Source organism: Synechococcus sp. WH 8101 (genome assembly GCF_004209775.1).
GTDB lineage: Bacteria > Cyanobacteriota > Cyanobacteriia > PCC-6307 > Cyanobiaceae > Synechococcus_C.
This window is the reverse complement of sequence record NZ_CP035914.1, coordinates 990,434-1,016,685: the sequence shown is the minus strand read 5'-3', so window position 1 is coordinate 1,016,685 and position 26,252 is coordinate 990,434. Positions and strand designations below refer to the sequence as shown.

The 26,252-nt window shown below is 58.6% G+C and carries 21 protein-coding genes; 9 read left to right on the top strand and 12 right to left on the bottom strand.

Annotation, left to right across the window (positions count from 1 at the left end; genetic code table 11):
• Window positions 1–6: 6 nt before the first annotated feature.
• From SynWH8101_RS05105 to SynWH8101_RS05080, 6 genes are all read left to right on the top strand, one after another.
• Complete coding sequence (locus SynWH8101_RS05105) at window positions 7–435, top strand: type II toxin-antitoxin system VapC family toxin (protein WP_254428054.1); 429 nt, start codon at window positions 7–9, stop codon at window positions 433–435.
• Window positions 432–3,344, top strand: a complete 2,913-nt coding sequence (locus tag SynWH8101_RS05100) for a DUF1156 domain-containing protein (protein WP_130128842.1) — start codon at window positions 432–434, stop codon at window positions 3,342–3,344. Before SynWH8101_RS05105 ends, SynWH8101_RS05100 begins: the two co-directional genes overlap by 4 nt.
• A gap of 4 nt (window positions 3,345–3,348) precedes the next feature.
• Window positions 3,349–6,252 (top strand): DUF1156 domain-containing protein, encoded by a 2,904-nt coding sequence (locus SynWH8101_RS05095; protein ID WP_130128841.1) that lies wholly within the window; start codon window positions 3,349–3,351, stop codon window positions 6,250–6,252.
• 7 nt (window positions 6,253–6,259) lie between these two features.
• Window positions 6,260–9,601, top strand: a complete 3,342-nt coding sequence (locus SynWH8101_RS05090) for a DUF499 domain-containing protein (RefSeq protein WP_130128840.1) — start codon at window positions 6,260–6,262, stop codon at window positions 9,599–9,601.
• Window positions 9,602–9,616: 15 nt separating this feature from the next.
• The gene (locus SynWH8101_RS05085) at window positions 9,617–14,068 is read left to right on the top strand and encodes a sacsin N-terminal ATP-binding-like domain-containing protein (protein ID WP_130128839.1); all 4,452 of its coding nucleotides are present in this window, start codon (window positions 9,617–9,619) and stop codon (window positions 14,066–14,068) included.
• Window positions 14,069–14,339: 271 nt separating this feature from the next.
• Entirely contained in the window at window positions 14,340–15,659 is a 1,320-nt protein-coding gene (locus SynWH8101_RS05080) for a hypothetical protein (RefSeq protein WP_130128838.1), read from the top strand.
• 289 nt (window positions 15,660–15,948) lie between these two features.
• On the opposite strand, the gene SynWH8101_RS14030 is transcribed toward SynWH8101_RS05080, so the two are convergent.
• From SynWH8101_RS14030 to SynWH8101_RS05065, 4 genes are all read right to left on the bottom strand, one after another.
• Window positions 15,949–16,119: a hypothetical protein gene (locus tag SynWH8101_RS14030; RefSeq protein ID WP_165380922.1), complete on the bottom strand. Its 171-nt coding sequence runs from the start codon at window positions 16,117–16,119 to the stop codon at window positions 15,949–15,951.
• A 114-nt stretch (window positions 16,120–16,233) separates the two neighbouring features.
• Window positions 16,234–16,518, bottom strand: coding sequence for a hypothetical protein (locus SynWH8101_RS05075; protein WP_130128837.1), 285 nt, complete (start codon window positions 16,516–16,518; stop codon window positions 16,234–16,236).
• Window positions 16,515–16,772, bottom strand: coding sequence for a Nif11-like leader peptide family natural product precursor (locus tag SynWH8101_RS05070; RefSeq protein WP_130128836.1), 258 nt, complete (start codon window positions 16,770–16,772; stop codon window positions 16,515–16,517). The genes SynWH8101_RS05075 and SynWH8101_RS05070 overlap by 4 nt, the downstream gene beginning before the upstream one ends.
• A 127-nt stretch (window positions 16,773–16,899) precedes the next feature.
• A complete protein-coding gene (locus tag SynWH8101_RS05065; RefSeq protein WP_130128835.1) occupies window positions 16,900–17,115 on the bottom strand; it encodes a hypothetical protein in 216 nt (71 codons plus the stop codon).
• 475 nt (window positions 17,116–17,590) lie between these two features.
• Between SynWH8101_RS05065 and SynWH8101_RS05060 the strand changes: the two genes are divergently transcribed.
• Window positions 17,591–17,884 (top strand): hypothetical protein, encoded by a 294-nt coding sequence (locus SynWH8101_RS05060; protein WP_130128834.1) that lies wholly within the window; start codon window positions 17,591–17,593, stop codon window positions 17,882–17,884.
• Window positions 17,885–17,955: 71 nt separating this feature from the next.
• Here the strand turns inward: SynWH8101_RS05060 and SynWH8101_RS05055 are convergent, their stop codons facing one another.
• The 3 genes from SynWH8101_RS05055 to SynWH8101_RS05045 all read right to left on the bottom strand — a co-directional run bounded on the left by SynWH8101_RS05055 (window position 17,956) and on the right by SynWH8101_RS05045 (window position 20,208).
• Complete coding sequence (locus tag SynWH8101_RS05055; RefSeq protein ID WP_254428053.1) at window positions 17,956–18,918, bottom strand: RAD52 family DNA repair protein; 963 nt, start codon at window positions 18,916–18,918, stop codon at window positions 17,956–17,958.
• Between the two features lie 140 nt (window positions 18,919–19,058).
• Window positions 19,059–19,712: a siphovirus Gp157 family protein gene (locus tag SynWH8101_RS05050; protein WP_130128833.1), complete on the bottom strand. Its 654-nt coding sequence runs from the start codon at window positions 19,710–19,712 to the stop codon at window positions 19,059–19,061.
• Between the two features lie 73 nt (window positions 19,713–19,785).
• Window positions 19,786–20,208 carry an SLOG family protein gene (locus tag SynWH8101_RS05045; protein ID WP_254428052.1) on the bottom strand — a complete coding sequence of 141 codons (423 nt, stop codon included), beginning with the start codon at window positions 20,206–20,208 and terminating at the stop codon, window positions 19,786–19,788.
• 600 nt (window positions 20,209–20,808) lie between these two features.
• Between SynWH8101_RS05045 and SynWH8101_RS05040 the strand changes: the two genes are divergently transcribed.
• Window positions 20,809–21,069, top strand: a complete 261-nt coding sequence (locus SynWH8101_RS05040) for a DUF2442 domain-containing protein (RefSeq protein WP_130128832.1) — start codon at window positions 20,809–20,811, stop codon at window positions 21,067–21,069.
• A gap of 88 nt (window positions 21,070–21,157) precedes the next feature.
• Here SynWH8101_RS05040 and SynWH8101_RS05035 read toward each other — a convergent pair whose 3' ends face one another.
• Window positions 21,158–21,562 carry a hypothetical protein gene (locus SynWH8101_RS05035; RefSeq protein WP_130128831.1) on the bottom strand — a complete coding sequence of 135 codons (405 nt, stop codon included), beginning with the start codon at window positions 21,560–21,562 and terminating at the stop codon, window positions 21,158–21,160.
• A 185-nt stretch (window positions 21,563–21,747) separates the two neighbouring features.
• Window positions 21,748–21,936, bottom strand: coding sequence for a hypothetical protein (locus SynWH8101_RS14295; RefSeq protein WP_130128830.1), 189 nt, complete (start codon window positions 21,934–21,936; stop codon window positions 21,748–21,750).
• 121 nt (window positions 21,937–22,057) lie between these two features.
• Between SynWH8101_RS14295 and SynWH8101_RS05025 the strand changes: the two genes are divergently transcribed.
• Window positions 22,058–22,342: a hypothetical protein gene (locus SynWH8101_RS05025; RefSeq protein WP_254428051.1), complete on the top strand. Its 285-nt coding sequence runs from the start codon at window positions 22,058–22,060 to the stop codon at window positions 22,340–22,342.
• An 82-nt stretch (window positions 22,343–22,424) separates the two neighbouring features.
• On the opposite strand, the gene SynWH8101_RS05020 is transcribed toward SynWH8101_RS05025, so the two are convergent.
• The 3 genes from SynWH8101_RS05020 to SynWH8101_RS05010 form a co-directional block, all read right to left on the bottom strand.
• A complete protein-coding gene (locus SynWH8101_RS05020) occupies window positions 22,425–22,592 on the bottom strand; it encodes a DUF4278 domain-containing protein (RefSeq protein WP_130128829.1) in 168 nt (55 codons plus the stop codon).
• Window positions 22,593–22,749: 157 nt separating this feature from the next.
• Window positions 22,750–24,459, bottom strand: a complete 1,710-nt coding sequence (locus SynWH8101_RS05015) for a DNA primase (protein WP_187007172.1) — start codon at window positions 24,457–24,459, stop codon at window positions 22,750–22,752.
• Window positions 24,460–24,467: 8 nt separating this feature from the next.
• On the bottom strand, window positions 24,468–26,228 hold the full coding sequence (locus tag SynWH8101_RS05010; RefSeq protein ID WP_254428050.1) for a DnaB helicase C-terminal domain-containing protein: 1,761 nt from the start codon (window positions 26,226–26,228) through the stop codon (window positions 24,468–24,470).
• Between the last annotated feature and the right edge of the window lie 24 nt (window positions 26,229–26,252).

Here is a 26,252-nt window from a genome sequence, read left to right as displayed (position 1 = left end):
AAGGCGATGCCGGTGATCGTTCTCGACACCAACGTGATCTCCGAGCTGATGCGTCCGCAGCCGGATCAACGGGTTCTGGCCTGGGCCAACAGCCTCGATCCAGAGAGCGCAGCGATCACCGCCATGAACGAAGCGGAGATCCTGCACGGCCTGGCGCGCCTGCCGGGTGGACGCCGCAAGCAGGCACTGCGCGAGAGCTGGGATGCACTGGCAGCCGACCTGTTTGCAGGTCGGGTGTGGGCCTTCACCAGCGAGGCCGCTCATTGGTATGGCGAGCTGGTGAGCCACCGCGAACGCCTGGCTCGGCCGATCGCCACCGCCGATGCCGTGATCGCAGCCATCGGCCTGGCCCACGGCGCTCCGCTGGCCACCCGTAACACCTCTGATTTCGCCGATCTCGGCCTGCAGCTGATCAATCCCTGGACCATCCCATGAGCGACCACCCCGTCAAACGCCGCAAGAAGTTGATTGAGGTCGCCATACCGCTGGAAGCGATCAATGCGGCGTCGGCGCGGGAGAAGAGCATCCGTCATGGGCACCCAAGCACTTTGCACTTGTGGTGGTCACGCAAGCCGACTGCGTGCGCAAGAGCAATTATATTCTGCCAATTAGTAGATGATCCTTCATCTGTTCCGGAGGATTTCGAAACGGCTGAAGATCAAGAGCGAGAAAGGCAGAGACTGTTTTCTCTAGTTAGTCGTCTAAGCGCTTGGGAAAACAGATCATGCGATAAAGTACTTCAAGAAGCTGTCGAGGAGATCCAAAGAAGCTGGATACGGTGTTGCGCTGATAATACTCATCACCCAGAAGCGAGCACACTATTCAATCCCCTGCATGTCCCCAGCTTTCATGATCCTTTTGCCGGAGGATGCACTCTGCCACTTGAAGCTCAGCGACTTGGCCTTGATGCATACGCGAGTGACTTGAATCCGGTTGCCTCTCTTATTAATATTGGAACCATTGACATCCCGTCAAGATTCAGCAATACATCTCCGGTTAACCCGGAGCACCAATGCAGCAACTCTCTGCTGCAGCAAGAATGGGATGGCGCGAAAGGAATCGCTTGTGATTTGCGATATTACGGAGAGTGGGTGCGGCAAGAGGCAGATAGGCGCCTAGGCAAGATTTATCCGAAGATATCGATAGCGCCGACTCTTGCATCCGAAAGGGATGATCTTCAAAAATACGAAGGCAAAGATCTAGAAGTAATTGCTTGGATTTGGGCTAGAACTGTTAGAAGCCCTAATCCCTCTGTGGCAGATATCGAGGTTCCCCTTACTTCAACCTATGTCTTGTCAGCCAAGCCTGGAAAGGAAGTTTACCTTGAACCCCTAGTCACAGGCGCTACATACGAATTCAAGATTAGAAAAGGTCGCCCCGATAACTGGGCAACAATCAAAAAGGGAACGCAACTGGCTCGGGGAGCCAACTTTTCCTGCATACTTACAGGGACTCCGATAACGGGTGATTACATAAAAAAGGAGGGGCTTGCAGGGCGAATGGGCTCTCGCCTAATGGCAGTTGTTGCCGAAGGTGATCGAGAAAGAGTTTTTCTTGAGGCAACTCCTGACCAAGAAAAAGCAGCTGATATTGAGCCACCCAACTGGAGGCCTGAGCAGGAAATCTTCTACGATAACAAGCGAAACAACTGCGTGCTATACGGCCTTCTATCCTTCGGGGACCTTTTCACCAATAGACAACTATTTGCTCTGAATATACTTTCAGACATATGCGCTCAGGCCTCGCAACTTGCGGAATGTCATGCGTCTACTGTCATTGGTACAACCGATTCAAGGCCCCTGAGAGCAGGAGGAAAGGGCGCGAAAGCATATGCAGAAGCCATACTACTCTACCTCTCTTTTGCAATAAGTAAGTTGGCTGATAGGCATACCTCGTTAGCTACCTGGGATTCCAGTCCTACAAAGCTTCAGCTCAGGAATACGTTTGCTCGCCAGGCTCTGGCCATGTGTTGGGAATATGGCGAAGGCAATCCTCTGTGCTCTTCATCAGGAGCATGGTCTCCAAGTGTTGAATGGATTGCAAAGTCTATCGACGAAATGCCTGGGAGAGGGGTTGGTTATTGTATTCACGAAGACGCAAGAAACCAGGCAACTTCTCGGGGAAAGATTGTGTCAACAGACCCGCCTTACTATGACAACATTGGCTATGCGCAGCTGTCGGAATTTTTCTATGTCTGGCTAAGGCGTAATCTCAAGAATGTCTATCCTTCTATTTTTTCTAGGATTTCGATTGACAAGTCGGAAGAGCTCGTTGCTACTGCTTGCTTGCATGGCGGAAAGGACAAGGCTGAGTCTTATTTTCTTGATGGCATGTCATTAGCAATCCGCCAAATATCAACACTTGCCCACCCAGCCTTCCCTGTGACGGTTTACTATGCCTTTAAGCAGTCCGAGAGAGTCGAAGACAGTGGCATAACAAGTACTGGGTGGGAGACTTTTCTAGAGGCTGTTATTCAGTCTGGACTCCGAATACTTGGGACTTGGCCTATTCGTACGGAGCTCTCTAACAGAGTGATCGGCAAAGGGGTAAATGTTTTGGCATCGAGCATAGCTCTTATCTGCGACCGCAAGGACCCTGATGCAAGAACCCTCTCCAGTACTGAGTTTCGGAGAGAGATTAAGTCTGTTGTACCCAGGGTTGCTCGCCTTCTTGAAGCGTCAAACATTGCACCGGTTGATATCGCTCAGGCTGCCATCGGACCGGGTATGGGGATTTTCAGTGGCGCAAAAGCGGTTCTTAATCCTGATGACAGTCGATTGACCGTGCGGCAAGCCTTGATTGAAATTAATGCAGCCCTCGATGAGCACCTCTCAAAAGACGAAGGAGTGCTTGATGCAGACAGCCGATTCGCTGTCACTTTCTTTGAGAGCTTCGGCTATACCGAGCGCGACTTTGGCGATGCAGAAAACTTGGCAAAAGCCCGTAATGTATCCGTAGATGGGGTGGCCAAGGCTGGAATCCTACGCTCCGTTGCAGGAAAAGCCTGCCTGCTCCGCCGAGAGCAACTTGAAGAAGACTGGGATCCCAGTCGTGACGATCGCCTCTGTGTATGGGAGGCCACCCAGCATCTGATCAAGCGGCTGGAGTCTGGCGGGGAAAGTGCGTCAGCAGAACTCTTGGGCCAACTAAAACAAATCTCAGGCCACGGCGACCTCGCCGCCAATTGCCGAGCTTTGGCCTACCGCCTCTACAACCACTGCGAGAAAACCAAGCAGGCAGAAGAAGCCCGCGCCTACAACGGCCTGGTGATCGCATGGCCCGAACTGGAGCGTCTGGCCGCTTCCCAGAGCACCGAAACCACCGTTCAGGCCTCCCTGATCTAATCTGATGACTGACCACTCCGTCAAACGCCGCAAGAAGCTGATCGAGGTCGCCATCCCGCTCGAGGCGATCAATGCTGCTTGTGCTCATGACAAAGCAATTCGTCGTGGGCATCCAAGGAATATACATTACTGGTTTGCGCCTCGACCACTTGCAGCGGCTAAGGCGGCTATTTATTGCCAATGCGTTGATGATCCGTCCTCGATTCCTGAAGATTTCCCAACCCCAGAACAGCAAGAAGTTGAAAGAATTCGCCTTTTCAGGGTTCTATGTCAGGCGCTTGATTGGACCAACCGCTCCAATAAGAAGTTTCTCGATGAAGCAAGGCTCGAAATCAAGAAGAGCTGGACCCGTTGTTGCAATGACAATAAGGATCATCCTGATGCGGTAAATCTTTTTGACCCCAAAAGACTGCCGCCATTCCATGATGCCTTTGCTGGAGGCGGGGCGATACCGCTAGAAGCGCAAGCCCTTGGATTTGAGGTCCTGGCTAGTGATCTCAATCCAGTTGCTGTGCTGATTAACAAGGCACTGATCGAAGTGCCACCCAAGTACGCAAAGACGCTCTCGGTTCACCCACGCTTAGATGATTCCGAGTTGATTAGCGTTGGCGAAAATGCAAATGGCTTGTGCGAGGATATTGTTCATTATGGAAGAGTTCTTCTGGGTCGAGCAATCGACAGAATTGGCTCCCATTATCAACCCGTCAAGATCACGGCCGACATTGTTGATTCCAGGCCTGACTTATCAAAATATCTTGATCAAAATCTTCAGTGTATTGCATGGATATGGGCTCGAACGGTTTCGAGTCCTGACCCATCATACTCGGATTGCGAAGTCCCACTGGCATCTACGTTTATCTTAACAAGTAATTCCCAGTCGGAGTCATGGATAGAGCCGATTGTATCTGGCAACAAGTATCGGTTGAACGTAATTAAGGGTCGGCCACCTGCTGCCTACAAGTGGAGATCAGGCACCAAGGTCAATGGTGCGAATTTCAAGTGCTTGCTGTCAGGGGCGCCTATAACTGCAAAATATATCCGCGAAGAAGCCAGGAAAGGCAGGCTAGGCAGTCAAATGATCGCGATTGTTTTGCAAGGTAACAAAGAGCGAGTTTACATAACGCCAACCGTAGATCAGCTAAGGCTTGCACAGATAGAGCAGCCACCTTGGAAACCAAACACGGCTTTTCTGCAGGATGCTCTGGGCTTTCGTGTCGGCAACTACGGCATGAGCAGCTGGGGCGACTTGTATACAAACAGGCAGGCACTGGCCCTCACCACTCTTTGCGATGAACTAGGTGCACTTGACTTGTTGGTCTCCAGCGACATAGATAAAGGAATTCGCCTAGGAAGGCTGTCTATAAGCGACTGGAGCCAGGAAAAGAAAGATAGTTACATAAAGGCGATCAGGCTATATTTGTCAATTGCGGTGAGCAAGACGAGTAATAGATCGAGCTCTCTCTGCACATTTAAATCGGGTGTTCAATGCCCTGGCGATGTTTTTTCTAGACAGACATTGTCGATGACATGGGACTTTTGCGAGGCGAATATTCTCAGTGGGCCAAGTGGCTCCTTCGAAAGCATGGTTGACACTGTTGTGTCAGGCCTCAGGTCAGTAGCGACATCTAGTGAATACAAAGGAGTTGCGTTTCTTGAAGACGCGGCGCAGCAGAAAGCGGGAGCGGCAAGGGTAGTATCAATTGATCCGCCTTACTTTGACAATATTGGCTACGCGGACCTCTCTGACTACTTCTATGTTTGGCTGAGAAGGGCTATCAAGGCAGATTATCCTTTGCTGTTTGGAACAATTGAAACACCAAAGCATGAAGAGCTGGTTGCCACTCCCGCTCGACATGGCGGGAAGAAGGGGGCTACCGAGTTTTTCTTGGATGGCATGAAAAAAGCTGTAATGGCTATTGCAGCGAATTCTCATCCAGCATATCCAATGACCATATATTATGCTTTCAAGCAGTCTGAGACGAGTTCATCGAGTCAGTCATTTAGCACAGGATGGGAAGCGTTCTTGGATGCGCTTGTTTCGACTGGTTTAGTGATTACAGCGGCCTGGCCAGTTAGCACCGAGCGAGAAAATAGAAAGCGTAATCAGGAGTCAAATGCTCTGTCGTCCAGCATTGTGCTGTCTTGCAGGAAGAGGTCTGCGAATTCATCCGCATTGAGCAGATCAGCATTCAAGAGGAGTCTGCGCAATGAACTGCAAACGTTTATAGCCGAATTCTCTAAAGCATTAATCTCTCCCGCTGATATGGCTCAGGCCGCAATTGGGCCTGGCATGGCTATTTTTAGCAGTGCAAATGGAGTTCTGAATCCAGACGACAGTCGCATGTCAGTGAGAGATGCTTTGATTGAGATTAATGCTGCGCTGGATGAGTGCCTGTCACAGGGTGATGGAGAGCTGGATGCTGACAGTCGCTTTGCTCTGACTTTCTTTGAGAGCTTTGGATATTCCGAGCGGGATTTTGGGGATGCTGAAGGCCTTGCCAAAGCACGCAACGTTTCTGTGGAAGGAGTAGCCAAGGCTGGCATTCTCCGGTCGGTAGCAGGCAAAGCATGGCTCCTGCGGCGCGATCAACTCGCATATGACTGGGATCCGAGTTGTGACGAACGTCTCTGCGTCTGGGAGGCCACCCAGCACTTGATCAAGCGGCTGGAAGCGGGTGGAGAAGGTGCGGCGGCCGAGCTATTGGGCCAGCTCAAGAAGGTTTCTGGACACGGCGACCTCGCAGCAAACTGCCGGGCACTGGCCTACCGCCTATACAACCACTGCGAGAAGACCAAACAAGCAGAAGAAGCCCGCGCCTACAACGGCCTTGTGATCGCCTGGCCCGAACTTGAGCGTCTAGCCGCATCCCAGAGCACCGAAACCACCGTTCAGGCTTCCCTGATCTAATCCCGCCATGGCCATCTCTAACCGCGACCGCATCGGCAAGGCTCTCGATCAGCTCCGTGATGCCATGCTCCCCTATATCTCCAGCCAGCTCTACGACAACGTCGGTACCAACTGGCAAGACCGCCTGCCGCCTCAGGCCAACAACCTCCAAGACGTCTCCGTTCTGCTGGGCCTGTTCATGGAGCACTGGCAAACGGTGTTCAAGCGGTTGCTCAGCCAGTCCGACCGTGCCTACGTCAGTGAACTGAAGGAAGCCCGCAACAAGTGGGCCCACTCGGAAGCGATGTCGTCGGACGACGTTGACCGTTATCTCGACACCGCTGTTCGCCTCTGTCGCAACATCAACGCCAGCGAGCAGGCAGAAGCGATCCGCACCATGCGGGAAGAGCTGCAGCAGCAGGTCTTCAACGAGCGCGCCCGCAACCGCACCCGCTATCAGGCCACCATCGCCAACGAGGTGGAATCCGGCCTCAAACCCTGGCGGGAGGTGATCACGCCGCACCCGGATGTGATCAGCGGCAAATACCAACAAGCCGAATTCGCCGCCGATCTCGATCTGGTGCAACGCGGCATCGGCAGCGCGGAATACACCGACCCGGTTGAGTTCTACCGGCGCACCTTCATCACCGATGGCCTGAAGGAACTGCTGCGCATCGCCCTGCAGCGCCTCAACGGCCAGGGCGGTGAACCGGTAATCGAGCTGCAAACCAACTTCGGTGGTGGCAAAACCCACTCGATGTTGGCGCTCTACCACCTGAGCTCCGGCACTCCCCTGGCCAACCTGCCCGGCCTTGATGAGGTGTGCAGCGAGCTGGGTATCAACAGTGTTCCCAAGGCTTCACGGGCCGTGTTGGTGGGTACCGCCTTCAACCCGTCCAAGGTCGACGTCAAACCCGATGGCACCGAGGTCCACACCCTCTGGGGTGAACTGGCCTATCAACTCGGCGGTGCAGCGGCCTATGCCCAGATCGCCGAAAGCGACCAGCAGCAGGTGGCACCCGGTGCCCGTGCCCTCGCTGCCCTGTTTGAAGCCCATGGTCCCTGCCTGATCCTGGTGGATGAGTGGGTGGCCTATGCCCGCAACCTGGTCGACAAGTCCGACCTACCGGCCGGCACCTACGACACCCAGCTCACCTTTGCCCAACAGCTCACAGAAGCCACCAAGCAGGTGGTCAATGCCCTGCTGTTGATCTCGGTGCCCCAGAGCATCAATGAGATCGGCGGTAGCAATGGCGAGCTGGCCTGTAACGGCCTCAAGAACGTCGTCACCCGTCTCGCCTACCAGTGGCGTCCGGCCACCGGCAACGAGAGCTTCGAGATCGTGCGGCGCCGCTTGTTCGAGCCGATCACCACCCAGGACGACGGTGCTAACCGCGATGCGGTGGTGCGCAAGTTCTGCGACATGTACGCCGCCAACCGGGCTGATTTCCCCGCCCAGGCCCGTGAACCCGGCTACCGCGACCTGCTCACCTCCGCCTACCCGATCCACCCGGAACTGTTCGACCGTCTCTACGAAGACTGGAGCACCCTCGATCGCTTCCAACGCACGCGCGGTGTGTTGCGTCTGCTCGCCCTCACCATCGAAGGCCTCTGGAACGGCAACAGCAAAGACCTGCTGATCATGCCCAGCTCGATGCCGATCGACGACAACGACGTGAAGAACGAGCTGGTGCGCTTCCTCGATAACCAGTGGGAGCCGATCATTTCTCAAGACGTGGATGGCGGCCAATCGATCCCCACCCGCCTCGATGCCGAGAACCCCAACTTCGGCAGGGTGAGCGCCTGCAAGCGTGTGGCCCGCAGCCTCTACATGGGTACGGCCCCCGGTGCCACGCGTGAACGCAAAGGCATCAACGACCAGAGCGTGAAGCTCGCCTGCGTGATGCCCGGTGAACCCATTGCTGTCTTCGGCGACGCCCTGCGGCGGCTGGGGGATCGCGGCCGCTACATCCAGCAAGACGGCGACCGCTACTGGATCGACACCAGCCCCAACCTCAACCGCACCGCTGAAGACTATCGCGAGAGCTACCTGCGCCAAGAAGACGAGCTGGTGGCGGAGCTCAACACTCTGATCAGCAAGGAGGCCGCCAGGCGAGGTGATTTCGCCGGTGTGCACACCGCTCAGATCGACAGCAGCGGCATCCCCGATGAACCCTCCACCCGGTTGGTGTTGCTCGCGGCCCAGTACACCCACCGCAAAGGGGTGGAGTTCAGCTCCGCCATGCAGTGGACTACGCAGTGCCTGCAGAGCAAAGGCAATGCCCCCCGCCAGTTCATGAACACCCTGGTGTTCCTGGCACCAGATGGGCAGAACCTCGACAACCTCTTCCTGGCATTGGCCGAACGCCGCGCCTGGCAGAGGGTTCTCGATGAGAAGCTCCTGCTCAATCTCACCGTCAACCAGGAGAACCAAGCCGCCGCGAAGGTGGAGGACGCCAACCGCACCATTGACGCCCGCATCCCCGAAACCTGGTCTCACCTGCTGGTGCCCTACCAGAGCGAACCGGGCCCCCATGGCGCCAACTGGGATGAGAAGCGGCTCAGCGGCGGCAAGGGGTCCCTTGCTGAACGGGCCAGCGAGAAATGCGTGCAGGAAGACCTACTCGCCAACCAGCTCGGTGCCCGTGCCATCCGCGACAAGCTCAACGCTTTTCTCTGGCGCGAACGTCCCCACGTTCAGGTGCGCGAGCTCGTGGATTGGTGCCGCAAATACCTGTACTTGCCGCGCGTCACCACCGATCAGGTGATCCTCGACGCTCTCGTGAACGCCCAAGCGGCGATGAGCGGCGAAACCACCTTCCACCTGGCCGATGCCATCGATGAGTCCACCGGTCGCTACAACGGCCTCCGGCCCCAACAGGCCTCCAGCAGTCAGCTGCCCAACCTCAACAGCCTGATCGTCAAAGACGAGGTGGCCCAAGCGCAGATCGCTGCGGACAAAGCCGCTGCCCAACAAGCCGCCGCCGCAACAGAGTCCGGGGCGTCCAGCTTCACCGCAAGCAACTTCACCAACACAAACCCGTCCAGTCCAGGCATCGGCAGGGCTGTTGCGAAACCAGCTGGCGAGGGCACAACCACTGACCCAACAACCACATCCGCAGAATCATCCAAACCAGCGCAGCCAACGCGCTATGTGGCCTCGGTCAAGCTCGATCCCACCCGTGCCAGCCTGCAGATGAGCACCTTCGTGGAGGAGGTGATGTCACACCTGCAGGCCCTACCCGGCGTTCAGATCGAGATGACCCTGGAAGTGCAAGTCAACGCCCCCGGCGGTATCGATGAACAAACCGCTCGGATCGTGCTGGAGAACTCGGCGGCGCTAAAGGTTGAGAAGCCGGGATTGTATTGAAGCTCAGATAGACGCATGAACCGACAGCCACCTGAGTATTTCGAACCCATCCGCCAAGCTGCAGAGCGGCGTTGGCAGCAACTTGAGGCTGACCCTGAACTAGCAGGGCCATGGCATCAGCTGTTCAAGCAAGTTCAGAGTCCCAGGCATGTTCTTTCTGAGCTGCTCCAGAATGCCGATGATGCAGGAGCCACCGAAGCAAGTGCTCGTGTGGTTAACGGCGTCTTCGAGTTCACGCACAATGGCGAGGACTTTCAGCCAGACCACTTCGCATCCTTGTGCAGATTTGGATACTCAAATAAACGCTCACTGCACACCATTGGATTCAGGGGCATTGGCTTCAAAAGCACATTCAGCCTTGGCCCTGTTGTTGGGATTCGGACGCCATCCCTGAGCGTCTTTTTCGAGAAAGATCGATTCACGCTGCCCTGCTGGTATGAAGACACCACGAATGATCAGAATAAGACCTGCATCCTGGTTGAGATTCAAGACAAATTGAGGCAAGCTGAACTAGCAAAAAATCTCGCCGAATGGAAGCAGAGCCCTATCTCCCTGCTCTTTTTTAGGAATATCCGCAGGTTGACGCTGGACGGGCATCAGCTGTTTTGGCATTCCCGAGGGGCCGGACCGGTTCATGGCAGCGAATGGTATTCGCTGAATGACACTGAGTCAGACAGGTATCTCCTGGCGAGATCCGAACCCGAAGAATTTCCTAGCGAATGCGTAGACGAAATCAAACACGAAAGGATCTTAGGCGCGGACTCAGACTTTTCTCTGCCGCCCTCCAGGGTTGAACTCGTCCTTGGAGCGAGTGCAGGGATCTACGTTGTCCTTCCCACATCAGTCAAACCAGATCTTCCGTTTGCATGCAATGGCCCGTTCATGCAGGACCCAGCGCGGGTCAAGATTAAAGATCCTGAAACATCTCCTACAAATCGCTGGTTGCTTGCCCGCGTGGGGAGATTGGCTGCGTCATGCATGGTCAATTGGCTAGCAAACCAGGCACTCGACATGAGCTCAAGAGCTCAGGCCTACCAACTCATTCCGAAGGCTGGACTATCTGGCAGTCGAACGAGAGCTTACTTCAGCATTGCCAACCAAGGAGGAATCGAGGACGAATGCGTCGAAGAAGTCAGTCAGTCATTTTTTCACCACATACAACATCAGCGCATTGTCCTTGCCCACGACGGATGCGTGGAAGGGAGTGGCTCCTGCATTGCGCTAGAAAAAGAAGTCCAGGACATCTGGGAATCAAGCTTTTACACCGGTATCCTTGACCCAAAAAAAAGAAAACTAATCAGCACAGCCATACCACGGGAAACCGTAGATCTACTACAGAAGCTAGAGCAGATCGAAAAGATAAGTCGCGTACTTTTTTGTAGCCTACTCCAACAGATTGCGCCACCAAATCCAGGCAAAGAAAAACTCCTGAGACTCTGGGTCTATGTTTCTGGCGAGTTCACAAAGCCAGCAACTGGGATCAGCCTCGATGAGCTTGCGATTGTTCCCGCTGCAGACAAGAATCATTTAGTACCACCTCGCAGCACGGTCAGGCTAGGGAATTCAAAGTCACAGCTGGATGAGAGCGACTTACATTGGCTAGCAAGTTATGTACTTTTTGTTGACCGTGAATGGCTTATCTACCTCGTTGACCAAGATACCGACTATGCACTTCAGCAGGGTAAGTATAGTTCGATTACTGCGAAGGAGGCTGCTCTATCCCTACTCCAACGCATGGGGTTGGCCGATGGCACCGACACCACAAAGCTCGTTGAGAGAATCGCTACAAGCCTGAGCGAAAGTAGAACTCTCGACGGAGCATCGTGCGTACGGCTTGCTCACATCTGCGCACGGCTGGACTGCCGTGTTCCAAAGAACTTTCCCTACATCACCCAATCAGGCAAGATCCGGCACGTTGCAAGGGGGGTCTGTCATGACCAGACGAAGACGATTCAAGGTCTTCTCCCCTCTTCTTATACAGACGAGCATTTCATTGCGAACGACTACTGGGCAGTCCCACACTCATGTAGTACTGATGAATGGGATAGCTGGATCGCATCGGGAAAGCCAGGCCTGAAATCTCTGCCGCCAATCGCAGAGCGCAAGCATGAATTTCGGCATTCAAAAGATCTCCTTGACCACCTGCAGTCGAACTATGGTGAGCCGCTAGAAACCAGCTTGTTTCCCTACAAGTGGGAGCGATACTCCGCAACACAGCGGTACTTCATCATTGACCATGACTTCGACCAGCAGATTCTCGCACACTGGCTAAATGAACAGTCCGTCGACACGTCTCTAGCCGTATTGGTGCGCTATATCCTTGAAACTTCATCCACAGACTGGTTCACAAAAGCAAGGCTCGAGATCTATCAAACAAATACGAATGGGCTAAGAGAGAAACTCGTCGAAGGACACGAAATCTCTGCTTCCTGGCTGCGACGAATCCGCAATAGTGCGTGCATTCCAGATACTCGTGGCAATTTATGTAAGCCGGCTGAGCTACTAAGGAGATCAGAAGAAACAGAGCCGCTCATTGGTGTTGAGCGATTTATCGAAAAGCGGTTTGACAATGAAGCCAACGACGACATCCTCAATGCGCTTGGTGTGTCAGCTGCGTTGCCCGGCCCCCAACTCCTTCTTTCGCTACTCAACACTCTGACAGCACTCGAATGCCCCCCTCGAGCTGAAGCACTGAAGCTCTATGAACAACTCGACAAGCTTTATCTACTGAGCAAGTCAGAAGAGCAAAGCCTGATTCTTGATGCGTTCAAAGCTGAGAATCTGATTCTCACAGAGCAAGGCAGCTGGTCATCGCCTCTCCATGTCTTCATTTCTGCCGATGGCCTTGAAGGATCTGGCATCGCAACCGTCGTCGAATCAGTTCGGCATTTGTCGCTATGGCGGCAGCTGGGACTGCGAGAACGACCTGATGCCGACTCAGCCGTTGCCTTGGTAAGTGCGATCAGCCTCAACTCAGATCTGAGTACAGAAGTGTTGAACTTGCTGCAGATCCTGTTGCGCAGGTTCACCGACAGTGTGATCGATCGCTGTGGCGTCTGGCTTTCTTTATCCAAGCAACTCAAGCTTTTAACAGAACTTCCCTACGGACTTTCTGATGAGGCGTTCGATACCAACTCGCTCTTTGACGAGACTCTTGATCGGTGCGCCGATCTGCGTTTTGTTGATGGCTACTCCCTAGACCTCCTGCTACAGCAAGGCACTATTCAGGAAATCACGAACTCACTGAGTTACCAATTAACAGACGCTCCAGACAGCACTCAATTAGCTTTTGCAAAGCATGAATGGCTCCAGACCTTTGGCCAGTGCGTCAGCAAAATCAAGCCAGAATCAACTGACAAAAGCAATTCGGTTAATGCCGGCATTGTTCTATCGCAGGCGCCGATCTACTTCCGGAATGATCTGCGCGTAACTCCAATCCTGGATGGAAAACCGATTGGACTAGCCATCGAAAAGGATGGAGCCTTGATTTCGAGCGCGATCTACGTAAAACAACTTCCAGGCCCGCGACTAGCCAATTTAATCCCAATCATCATTGGCGAGTATCTTCAGAGTGCAGACCTACAGGCAGCAGCAGCTTATTGCTATGAGCGATCGGATGAAATCATAAGAGAATATTTTAGAGTAAACTATAACGTAATTTTGACCGCTCCCAACTTTGCGTTGGCCGCCACCAGTGCACCTCAGGCCGAATCAACTTTCCAGGTTACGAATCCAGAGGAACGCGAATACGACCATGGGTCCATAGTAGCAAGCCAAACCAGCCCTGAGCAATCAAATCAGTCACACCAGGAGATGTTCGCAAAGGAATTAGAACAGGAACCCATTCGCACAGCGCACAAAGAAATACCCTCCTTCCTCAAGCCAAATGATTTTGAAACTGTATTCACCGATGCGCCCGCATCTCACTCATCCACGCCATCGCCAGAAGAGGCCTCTCTGGGCGAATATCGGGGTTCAGCCCTGCTTGGTGCAGCAGATAGCCCACATGAACCGAGTGCCTCTCCTGATATAAATAGTGACCACCAAGGCAGATCTGAATCACAATCTCAACCAAGCGAAGAACCAGGAGTCTCTGCTCAATATGGTGTCATAGCACAATATGCACAGTCGCTAGACCTTCAAGAGGTAAGCGATGGTGTTTTCCGTGGCAGTGATCAAACAACATTGCGCCGACAGCGAGGTGAACTTTTCCCATGGATTCTTGAAGCGCCTTCAGGCCTAGAGATCAAGCGTTTTCTCGTTAGGACATCACCCATCGTTGCATCCCCTTTGGAGCTAGATACGGTTGCATTTGGCCTCCTCGAGCGCCTTCCTGATGGACACTCAATCCTTCTTCCTGACACCAGCGGACGCATTACAGAAATATCCGGCATTCAACTGCAAAGCATGATCAGCGATGGTCGCATCAAAGTTTATCCGTCCAGTTACCGACTGGCTGCGACGTAGCGGAGGGTGCCAGCCACGATTCATCTTCTTTCATGTTCACCGAGCCCATTGACCTGCTTCGGCCACTTGCAACATCCGTCCCCTAAACCTTATGACGATCCAATCCTCGCCAGAAGAACTTGCTCAAAATTCGGCTGATTTCCGATCTGCCATTCTCAATGAGATCAATGATCTCAAAGAGACTGCTCAAGCGTTTGGCTGGGATGCGATCAAAAGCGGTAGTTGGTTTAACGATTTTCTCCTGGCCTGCCTTCGCGGATACCAGGAACGGGTGATCGAGCAGGGCGGTGAAGCCTGGCTACGGAGCAAATACCCGGGCCTCCCCACCGAAGCGATTGCGGGCAAGCTCTGCGAACTGGCTGAACAGACGTCCGCTATCGCCGGAAGTCTCTCCGGTGCTGCAGCCAGCGGTGCGGTGTTCACCGCCGGCGTTGGCATTCCAATGGCCGTGTCCGCCGTCATGGCAGAAGTGCTCTACACCGTTCGGCTGCAGCTCAGGCTCGTCTACGACTTGCACCTCCTCTACGGCATTCCTCTCGACGCTTCGGATCCAGAAGATCTACTGGGAATCTTCGCCGTGGTTTATGGCGTCAAGCTGGCGGAGGTCGGTGGCATCGGTGCCAAAGCCCTGGGTCCCGAGGTGATGCGTGCCCAGCTGTATCGGCTGATTCATGGCAATACCAAGGCAATCCAGTCGGCTGTCAACCGTGTCCTGGGTCCTCGCATCGCCAGGAGTGTGACCCAGAAAGGCATTCTCAAAACAGCTGTCCCCGTTGTGGGTGTGGCCCTGTCTGCGGGATGGAACTACACAGCCACCCGAGCGATGGGAAGCCGGGTTCGCCAGGAAGTACGCATCAAGGCTGGGCTGAGAGAGGAGGCCCTTCGACTTCAGGCCAAGGTCACAACAGATGAGTCCACCGCATTGGCGATGGTGGAAGGGCTCGTGGCCCTGGCTCTAGCTGATGGTGATTTCAGCGATCTGGAGCATGAGGTCTACCTCACGTTCCTCAGGCAGCTGCAGCTCAGTCCCGAACAACTGGAAGGCCTTGCCGGGAAGGTGCATGCCGATCTCAATGGGGTACTGGCCCAGCTGAGCACCGTTGGCGATGAGGAGTGTTCAAAAGCTCTTGCACACTGCTTCTGCTTGATTGCAGCAGCGGACGGCGTTCTTCATCCAGCCGAGAAGCAGACCCTCAGCCAGTTACTTGCTGCGCTGAATCAGAGCCACCAGTTGCAGCAAACCGAGGAGCTATGTGAGAGGTACCGAAAGGAAGAAGGAGTCCTGGGTCAGGCCATGGGTGCCGTCGGTGATGTGGTTGGCAGCGCTGCCGGAAGCGCCACCGAAGCCATGGGTTCCGCGTTCGGCTGGGTGAAGGACAAACTCCGCAAGCAAGAACTCCCGGAGCCAGGGTCACAGGATCCAGGCCTGGAAGCAGGCGCCAGTGAGCGAGAGTCAGCTCACGCACTTCAGGAGATGAGCAAACTCGATCATCAATTGGCTGCCGGGACGATCAGCCTGGAGGCCTACAGAGCGCGATGGATGCAGCTGGAACACCGCATGCAGAACAGTCCAAGCGCTCAGAACCCGTGAACGATGCACCCTTCGCCCACAGCTAGCGATACAACGATGCTCTCGGCTGGGCAGCCGATCTACATCGCCGCCAGAGCGGTGAGGGCAAGCCGACTTGCCCGTAATAACCACATAGGTGGCAACTTTGCCTAATCGTAACCATGCAGATTTGGCCTTCTTCTCTGCTCTCAAGCCGATCGCGGGTTCGTGATCACCTTTCCCGCCCATGGTCCCCGCTCTGCTGCCGCAGCCGCTCACTGCAGCTGAGGGGCTGAGCCGTTGGATCAGCCGGGAGCGCTTCAACGCAAGCTCAGGCGGCGAGCAGCTCCAGCAATCGACCTGAGTCGTCGACCAGGCGATGCCGTTTGCCGGTGGATTCAGCCCGGCGCATGGCGACGCGATAGGCGTCGGTCTGGTTCTGCTGGCTTTGAAGGTGATGCCAGCGGCCGTGCTGGTCCTGCCATTCGATGTTGACGGTCATGGCTGGCAACCGGAGCAGCATGAGACCGATGAGTCTGGCAGCGCAACAGCTGGTCTTTGGCGCCAAGCGCATCAGCACCAGACGAGATTGGCGATCGCGCTCCTCGTTGCGCCCTCAGCGGCGCACCATCTCGATTCGCTCCACCACCAGATCAAGAGCGCGGGGATGGGATTGACGCAGATCTGCTTCCACCTGCTCTTGCATCTGATCTGCGGTCAAGGGTGCCGGGAACCACTGCGAGCGGGTGAAGGATCGCCAGGCCTGCCAGCGCTCCACCTGCAGCTGGGCGTCAGCTCGGCTGGCATCGGAGATGAACACCCGGGAGGTTTCATTGGGCCAGAGCACCCGGTAGGTGATCCGCAGCTTCTGTTTCTGCTGGTGCAGCGGAGTGGTGATCACAACCGCTCCCGCGCGTCATCCCAGCCACCGGTCAGCGCGGTGGCGTCAGCTGCTGCTGCAACCGGACGATCACCGCGTTGCTCCTGCCGCTCCTCCTCGATCGCCCGCTGCAGATCCACCCGCGTCACCCGGTAGCCGAGCTTGCGGGCGGCCAGAACCAGGTCCTCGGCGCTGCGGCAGTGGCGCAACACCCAGCGGAGCTCCCGGTCGCTCTCGGCATCGTCCACCAGCCGTTCGAACTCCTGCCAGCTCATGCGGGGACAACCCCAGGGGTGGATTCACACTGCCGCCAGGAAGGGATCCAGGCAAGTTCCAGCTGATACGCCCAGACAACCCCGGGAGGCTGATGCGCCTCCCGGCCAGGGCGATCAGCGATCGCCCTCAGAGCACTGACACCGTGGTGCCGAAGCGGCCCTGCAGCTTCCGCGCCAGGGCATGGGCCCTCTCGGCAGGGATCAGGCGCATCTTTTTGACCGGCTTGCCGCGCCGACCGATCGGGATGGTGAGCCGCTCATGGCCATAGGCCTTGATGCCATCCGGGTAGGTGTGCAGCACCAGGAAGCGGACTTCGCAGCAGGGAGCAGAGGAACGTGCCATGGAGAGAACTGGCGTGGAACACCCAGGTCCAAGGCCCGCTGGGGTGGGGGTGGCAGGGACCGCGTCGCACCGTGAGGTGCGCTTGATGCATCGCACCGAGAGATGCGCCTTGCAGAGACCGCGGCCAGGCCTGATCCTTGCCAACCCCGCACCGGTGGGCATCCTGGTTGTGGGCACGCCATCGCCATGGCAGGCGCTCTGGTGACTGCGCGGTGAGCGCACTGCGCCACCGGACCGCGAGGGCAGGGGACATCGGCAGCACCAACACCCGGAGGCACCGCAAGAAACGCTGCGCCGGGCCTCTCCAGGGTCACCCCTGGGCAAGGGCTGACGCGAGGCGAATCGGCTGGTTGCTCTGGCGCGATCGCCCCGGCGGGGCCGGTGCTCACCGCGCATCAGCGGATGGACTCGCCCCTTGCCGGGCGGGGTGTTCCTGCAGGCGTCCCGTCGCTGCGCCATCAGGCGTCAGTTGCTCATGGCCTTTCATTCCCTGATCTCCGCCTCTCCAGGTGATCCGATCGCCCTGGTTGAGTCCTGCTACCGCGCCGTGGAGTGGATCCTTTCCTCTCGTTCCGCCAGGGGGCTCTTGATCCCCAGGCCCTGGATTGATCACCCCTACGGAGAAGAAGAGATCACCCGCCTGGAAGAGGAGGTGATGCCGGTGATCGCCTCCTTCCTCGCCCGCATCGATGAAATCGATCAGGCGCTTGAGGCCGAGCAGGAGGCGTTGATCGAGGCAATCCAGGCCTCCTCCTCCCAGCTCTGCTGAGGCCCCAGTCCAGGCCGGCCCCTTGGCCGGCCTTTTCTGTTGCTCCCGGGCAAAGGGTCAGTGCTGGAGGTTCAGGTATTGGCCTCCTCCGCCAGGAACCCCTCGATCCAGCGCTGATGGGCGCTGGTCGTGATCAGTCCCGCCAATGAGGGCTGAGCATCAGGCACCTGGAACGCAGCACGGAAGCCCCTGGAGAACGCCTCCAGCCTCGCCGGGGGCAGCGCCTTGATCCGCGTCTGCAGCCCTGTGATCACCGCTGGCTCCAGGGGGGCAGCAACCGGCTCGGGCTGTTGCTGAGCGGTCTTGGTTGCCTGGCCCTGGCTCTGGGCCTGGCCCTGCTCCATCCCGCTGCTCACCTGGCGTTGTTGTTTGTCGTAGAGCGCCAGGCCAAAGGCGTTGCCAAAGCTCATCAGCGCCCGTTTTGTCGCATCGGTCTCCGCTTCCTTGAGCGCTGATTCATGGGCCAGACCTTGATCCAGATCAATGCCATGGCCGGCACCGGAACCCTCGCGGATCAAGCAGCGTTCACCGGCGATCACCACAATCCGCACCCGGGCGGTGTAGGTCACACCCCAGCCGCTTTTGCGGTCCCGCCCCACCGGCCGCTCGTGTTCCGCCACGCAGCTGGCGTTCAAGGTGAGCCGGTCCCAGCCATCAAAACCAAAGATCCGGTTCGCCTCAGCAATCACCTGCCAGCCCTCCAAGTAGCTGACCCGCATCCGGCCCTGCTCCCGTTGCCGCACCTTGGCGCGATCGAGCGGGGCGGCGAGCAACTCCCGTTGGCGGGCGCTGAATCCTGGGGTTACATCGCTCGCAGGGTCTGCTTTAGCTGGAGCAGCTGCAACGTGCGGAGGCGCAGCAGGAGCGGGTGTGGTGGCGTCGCCTTCCTGCTGGAGCGATTCGCGCAGCAGTTGCAACGCAGAGGGGTGGCGTTGGAGGAGTCGCGGCATGGCGGAGCGCTCGGCTCCGGCGCTGGCAGAAGGCCTTGCGGACTTGCTGGCTTGGGCGTTGGTAGCTGTGGAGGTGATGGCCATGGCGAGATTTCAGGGCGTGAGTGAGTGAGTGGAGAGAACTGGAGAGAAAGGAGTGGAAATGGGGCTTGCAGTGCCTGGCCGGATCGATGAATCAACCCCGGCCCGCTGCTGCAAACCCAATCGCAAGGAGGCCCGTGGCCTCAGGTGATGGACCAGTGGCGTCGTTTGATCAGGCGGGCGCCGGGTACCGCTGTGGCAGCCAGCGAAAAGGCAAGGTGAGCCGCTTCTGGTTTGGGCAGGCCCGCCACGGCTGCTGCAATCACGGCGCGAATGCGGGCCTTGATCGAGCTTTTGTTCGGGGTGCTTGTCGTCTGGATCGTGAGCAGCTCAGCGGGCAAGGCGCTGGCGTCATCGATCTCAATTGCTTCTGTCAGCCGTGAGCGGAGGCAGTGATCGTGGAGACGGTGGGCACTGGCGCCGGGTTCCAGCCGATCGAGCAGATGCACCAGGGTGGCTTCCAGGGCATCGGCGCGGTTGTCCTCCCCTTTGGCCAGCGCAGCAAAGCGTTTCGATTGGCACTGGTGGTAACTGGCCTCAGCGCGGAGACGTTCAATCACCCAGCAGGTGGCATCGGCCTTACGCACAAACGCCTCCCGCTGGTGCTCCTCAGAGGCGAGAGAGTCCTCCAGATCGGCAATCGCAAGGGCACGTTCGTCCTCATCACCTGTATCGAGGCGTTCTGCGAGCTGGGCGATCCAATGGGTTTCGGCCTCAAGGGCACTGCCGAGCTCCCAGAGGCTGGGCAATTTGGCGGCTTCTGCCGGAGGGGAAGCAAGGGGAATGGCAACAGACATCGGTGAATGGGGGTGTGAGGAGAGAAAAGGGAATGAAGAGAAGTGAGGGGTGGTGGGGTGGTGGGGTGGTGGGCTATGCCCCTGGGATCTGCAGCACCGCGACCCGAAAGGAACTGGCACGCTGCGCCATGCACCGGGCCTGCTCCAGCAATGAGCGCGTGCCCCGCTCGCCGGGAAAGCCGATCACCAGCAGGCCGCAGCCCTGCGGCAAGGCCGCAACACGCTCCAGCGCTGTGACAAGCATCAGCCGATTACGGATTGGGCCGGCCGAGCGGCCATGGCGATCCCATTGCGCCGGGCAGGGCCACTGGGGCCAACCCAGCTGCTCAGCGGCAGCGGCAATCGCCTGATCGGCGCCGCGGGCTGCGCCATGGAACAAGGCCTGAACCAAACGGCCACAGGAGACCTCAAGCAGATGGGCCGCAACACGCTCCACCGGCCAGGTGAGATCACGGCCGCCACCAGCCACCATCACCAGTTGCGTGCAACCAGACAAGGGATCTGATGAAACAACAGGCGGCGCCAATGCGGCGGCACCAGAGCAAAGATTGAGAGCCAATGTTTAGAAGGCAAAAGACAGCAGCAGCAAGGGATTCGCTGGGCGTAACGCCCTCCCTCGAGCATCCTCTTATTCTATCAATACAGGCGTACTATGCGCTAGTGCCGCCGGTCTATTTCTGCCCCTCTTCTTAGAACTTAATGCGCCTGATTCACCACACCTGAGGCAGCAGCAGTGACGCTATTTCAATAAGACCAAGGCACAACACCAAACGCCACCAACGCAGCCACCACAGCCGCTTTCAGGCGCCTCAGAGCGGCCTCAATGCGCCGGGCCACCGCAGTCGCGGGAGGCCATTCATGCGATCAGAACCCAAACCACCCACCCCGGTGGCGGCGAGGAATAAAACCCACACGCGAGGGCAAGGGCCGATCAGCGCATCGCGCCTTGATCGGCTCGCGCAGCCCTTGCGCCGCGTGGCATCCTCATCCCCCGCCGCCGGGGGGTCCAACAAGAGTCTTTGGTTCATCAACCCAAGCAACTCGAGAAGCGAATCGAGACCTGCATCTACGCTTCTCAAGGCATGGGAGGTTTGGCATGGCTAACCCAGGCGAACGTGTTGCTGATGTCGTCTGCACCGACGACAAATTGACGGTTGATCTAGAAGACGGACGCACCATCTCCGTACCGATGGTCTGGTATCCCCGCCTGTTGCATGCCACTGCCGAGCAGCGCCGGAACTGGGAACCGGCTGGTGGCGGCTTTGGCATCCATTGGCCTGACATCGATGAAGATCTCAGCGTCGAGGGTTTCCTGCGCGGTGCTCACGCCCCCCGAGCGGCTCTCCTGCTCGGTTGAGATGACGTGACCCACTTCACTGGTCCAGGCGTCATCCATCCGGCTGCTGCAGCTTGGCTGACGAGGCAAAGCCTGAGCAGCTGGATACTCAGCGGGAAGACTTCTTGCAGCGACGCTTGAGCAGCGCCTGCAGGCGGGGCACTGCATCTGGCTGGGCCTGCATCAGAAACGCCTCACGTTCGAGCAAGCGGTTGGTGTGGTGATAGTTCCGCAGCAGGATCGCGCTGATCTCACGTTCCACCACCGGATTCAAAGGGCCGCTGACTCCCAGGGGCGTCAACTGACCGGACGGGCAGCTCTGGATGGCATGCACCGCCTCATGCAGAAAGGTCTGACGGGCAATCCCCAGAGGGATCGTGACCGGTGCAATCCACAGCGTTCGGCTCTTGCTGTCAAACAATCCATAGGCACCGCGTTTGGGTGGCGGCGCCAGTCGGATCTGGAAGCCATAAGCCTGGAGCTCACGGGCCAGAGGCTGAACCTGAGCTGGCAATTGACCCTGCCTGTCCTGGGATCCAGCCCAGGACGGTGACGCTGCCACCTGCGTAGTCACCAGCCCTGCCCACGCCAAGGCCAGCGCCTGCGGCAACACCGGCAACAGCGACGGAACACGACCCCTCACCTCTGCACCGACTCAGTCCTCAGCAGAACACAGCAAACGCCAGTTGGCCTGAAGACTCACACCATCGGCATCAACACCTCCACCAGCAAGCGCTCGACCACGGCAGCGCGACTGTTCAGGCCCCATTCCAACCTCAGTTGCTCCACCTGATCGAGCACTGCGGGCTGAAGCGTCAAAGTCAGCTGGACGGGTTCTTCCAGCGCTGCAGCTTTATCGCCCTGACAGCAGCGATGAAGGTGTGTCATCGGATTCATCAGAACGGGAGGAAAACTGAGCCCAGCCGGCCCACAGAGCAGCGCGAGGTCTGACCCCATCCAGCCACGGGCCTGCTCACCCGGCAAGGATCGAGCCATGCACCCCTGCGGGGTGTCCTTGCCTGAGGGTTGCGCGGCCGTGCCTCACCTGTGGTGTCCCTCGCACTTCCGCTCCATGGCCTGCGCTGTTCAACCCCTCTCCTGCCCGATCCGCTTCCTCTGCATTCATCGCTACGCGCCCGGTGTCCCCAAAGGCGGCACCAGCCCCTATGAGCTGCAGTGGATCGGCAAGCGCGGCAAACCCGTCAAAACAAAGCGCCTGATTCCCGCTGAGCGCGCCCATGCCATCGCCCGCAAGCTGCAGGGCACACCCGGCGTCACCGTCTCGGTGCTCTGAGCCGCAGGGCTTGCCATCAAAAAAGCCCCGCTCCGGGCGGGGCTCAGCAATTGACTCGGGCGGCAGATCGCCTCAGTACCGCTCACTTGCGATAGGTCGTGCCGCGATAGGTCAGGGCAGGGTGAACTGCCGTTGTTGCTGCGCCTTTGCGTTCGGCCACGGCCTGGCCCCGGTAGGTCAGGGCAGGCTTGGTCATCGTCACGGCAGCGTGGCGCTGCTGGACGGTCTGGCCGCGATAGGTCAGGGTCATGATTCAGTTCCTCGGAGCAAGTCCAGGTCCCCGTTCCTTGGCCTGGATCGAACTGCGCTCCACGCAAGTGGTGGAGTGAACGCTTGGTAGCTGTTGCTACATCTCCTTCTTAGACCCGGCGTCAACCACCATGGCGTTCGCGCCGTTACCAACGCGCTCACGTCACCGGTTCCAAGGCTTCGATCAGTGCTTGCAGTTCCGCCTGCGGGTCCCGTTGCAACAAGGCGATCACCTCAGGGCCGGGGGCTGCTGCCTGCCTCAGCCACGCCGCCACCGAGCCGGGCAATTGCGTCGCCAGCGGCAGCACCATCGCCGCAAGATCAGTTGCCGCCGCCACAGCCGCCAGCTGACGCAGCCACTCCATCGCCACGGCCGCTGCGGGATCCTCCAGCGCCAGGCAACCGAGCAGCTCGCGGCAGTCCGGTGCATGGATGAACAAACGCAAGACCCGGCGCTCCAACCGTTGACGCGCGCTCAGCAGCCCGCCGCTCCAGACCTCTGGCAGGGCAACACGGGCAACACCGGACTGGATGCCACCAGCCACTGCGGCAGAGCCACTCCCCTCCAGCGGCTCCTGCGGGACGCCGCTGTGGTGGCGCAGCGCCTGCTCCAGTCGTTGCTGCGCCGTTCGCCTCAGCACCCCCTCGGGGAGCTGGTCCACCAGCGCCTGGCCGGCCCGCTCCACCGCCTGGAGGCATTCCAGGCTTGCCGCACCTGAACCTTGGCCCGTGTATGGGGTCGCACCTGAACCTTGGCCTGGCTTATCAGCCCCCGCTGCGGGCTCAGCCGAGCTCAAGGGTGCGAGCACCCGCGCAAGCCGCCACTCCAGCCAGTGCGGCGCCGAGGCCAGCAATGCCTTCATGGCCGCGATGCCACCGGGACTGCGCAGCAGACCATCGGCGTCCTGGCCCTCAGGCAACGGCACCACCAGCGCCTGGAGGCCATCGCCCAACAACGCATCCTGCAACTGCACAAGCAGCTTCTCCGTGGCGGCCTGACCGGCCGCATCGCCATCCAGTGCGATCAGCAGTTGCTTCAGGCCGTGGCGCCTGAGCAGCTGCAGCTGCATCGCCGACACACTCGTGCCCAGACAGGCCACCGCATGTCGAAAGCCGGCCTGATGCAGCTGAATCACATCCAACGGGCCCTCCACGAGCAGCGCCGTTCCCTCCCTGCGGATCGCCTCAGCCGCCTGATCCAGGCCAAAGACCAGACCATTGCGTTGAAACAGCAGATCGCCAGCGCTGTTGCGGTACTTCGGTTGCTGCTGCCCCATCGCCCGGCCGCAGAAACCCACCACCTGACCGGCGGGATCCTGTAGAGGAATCATCAGACGTCCGCCCGCGGTCCCCAGCTGCCATTGCCGCGCTGAGTCGACGCTGATGCCCCGGGACTGGAGATAGGCCGCCGCCTCACCAGCTCCATCTGCCTCTTGCAACTGTTGTTCGAGCGCGTCTTGAAACCGGGCCCGTTGCTCGCTGCGTTGCGCCATCAACGCCCTGCGCTCGCGCCACTCCTGCTCAAAGCGCCGTTGCGCCGCCGGGTCACCCTCCGCCACCGTCAGCCCCGTGCGCCGCGCCAGCTCCAGCACCGCCTCCTGGAAGCTCATCCCCTGCTGCTCCTGCAGCCAGCCGATCGCATCGGTGCCCTTGCCGCAGACAAAGCAATGCACCCGGTTGCGCTTGGGGCTGACCGTCAACGAGGGCCGGCGGTCGTCATGCCAGGGGCAACGGGCGAGAAACTCCCGGCCGGCTCGCCTCAGATCAGCGGCGGCAAACAGATCCACGATCTGCGCCCGCTCGCGCACCTGCTCCAGCAACGCCGGCGTCACCAGCGAGGCGGGAGGACCACTGCGATTACGCGTCACAGGCACCATCAGAGGCACTCCACACCGGGGTAGAGGTCATGGCCGGCAAACAGGTGACGGGCCTCATCGGCTTCCAGATAGCAATGGCCGCGATCGAGCCGGATCCTCGTTTTGCTGCAGTCGTCCTCACCGCTGAGCTGGCCGTGTCTCGCCTTGCCGTGATGCACCTCCAGCACACCCGCTTGCGGTTTGCCGAATTCATCGGCCTTGGGGCGATCGATCAGCCACACCGCTGAGGCGTAACGCTCCAGTTCCGAGGTCCCTGCCAGGTGCGACACATCCGGGCCGCTGGGGTTGCCATAGGCGCCCCGGTTCAGCTGCGCCACCACCAGCACATCCAGTTCACAGCGGCCCGCCATCGCCTTGATCGTCGTCGCCCGCGCCGCCAGTTCCGCCGTCGTGTTGCTGCCGTAGCCCGCGGTCGGGCCCATCGCATGGAAGTGATCGAGCACCACCGCCGCCAGCTCGGGATGGGCGCTCTTGCAGTCCTCCACCAGCGCCGCCAGCTCTTCTGCCGTCGCGGCGAACTGGCTCTGATACAGCACCCGGCCCATCCGCTCACCATTGGGGGCGATCCCTTCAGCGAACTGGGACGAGAGTTGCTGCAGACGCTCCAGATCCCGGCCGGCGATCACCTCCGCGCGGCCCTCCAGGGCATTGCTCGAATACCGGGAGGAGAAACCACCGCTGGCGCGCCGGCAGTAGTGCGACAGCAGCCTGGCGCCAATCGCACGCTGGCTCAGTTCACAGGAGAGCACCAGAACAGACGCTCCGTTGATCGCCAGACCCATCGCAGCAGCGATCGCCACCGTCGTTTTGCCCACACCTGAGCGGGCCGCCAGAACCCAGGTGCTGTCGCCCGTCCCAGGCAAGACACCGCCGCGCATGTCCACATCCAATGAGGGGATGCCAGTGGAGATCGGTTGGGGGCGTTGCTCTTCTGGCAGGGAAGCCAGAGCGATGCATTCCGTTGCCGCATCAGCGGCGCTGCAGATCTCCATCTGACTCCGGAAGCGCCCGGCGGTGATCGCCGTTGCTTCATTGAGCAGCTCACGGCAGCGTTCCAGTTCGGCGTCGATGCCACCATCGCGCTGCTCGCGGGCCATCAAGCGGCGCAGGCCGGGATAGAACACCGCCCGCGCCTTGGCGCTCTGGAATAACTGACAAGCAAGACTGAACTCCAGCTCCGGATGGGGCTGACCGTCTTCCCCCCAGGCGATCACCTCCCTGAGCGCTTCCTCCAGCTGTTGCAGCGAGCCGCGGAAGCGTCCATCCAGGGCGCGGCGCTGCAGGTCTTCTCGAATCGCTGTTGCATTGAGCACGGCAACATCGCGCTGCCCTCGGAACAGTTCATCGATCTCCAGCGCCAGCGCCCGTAGCCCCGGTTGGCTCCAGAGCGAACCGGGCACCAGCTCGTCAAAGCGCAGCCCGATGGCGCGGCGGAACTGGCCCCAGCGCTCCCGTTGATCGCCTGGGCCCACCAGGACAGCCGCCAGCAGGTTCTTCTCGTGCTCCACCAACACCGGCTCCGGCGCCGCATCGGCTGGCGCAGCTGCCACCAGGCCGGCTGCGGTCTCAAGGAAGATCCCTTGATCGATCAGACGCTGCAGCAGCGCTGGATCAAAGCCTCCAGGGATCCCCTGCTCCAGCTCAGCCGCATTTGAGGGATCCGTGCACTGAGCGGACGTCGGGTCCTGCGCCGGTGTGACAGTCGGAATGGGAGTGACAGTGGAAGGAAGCGTGGAAGTGGAAGTGGAAGTGGCAGTCAAGGGCAGGGAGTTCGGGGTGGTCAG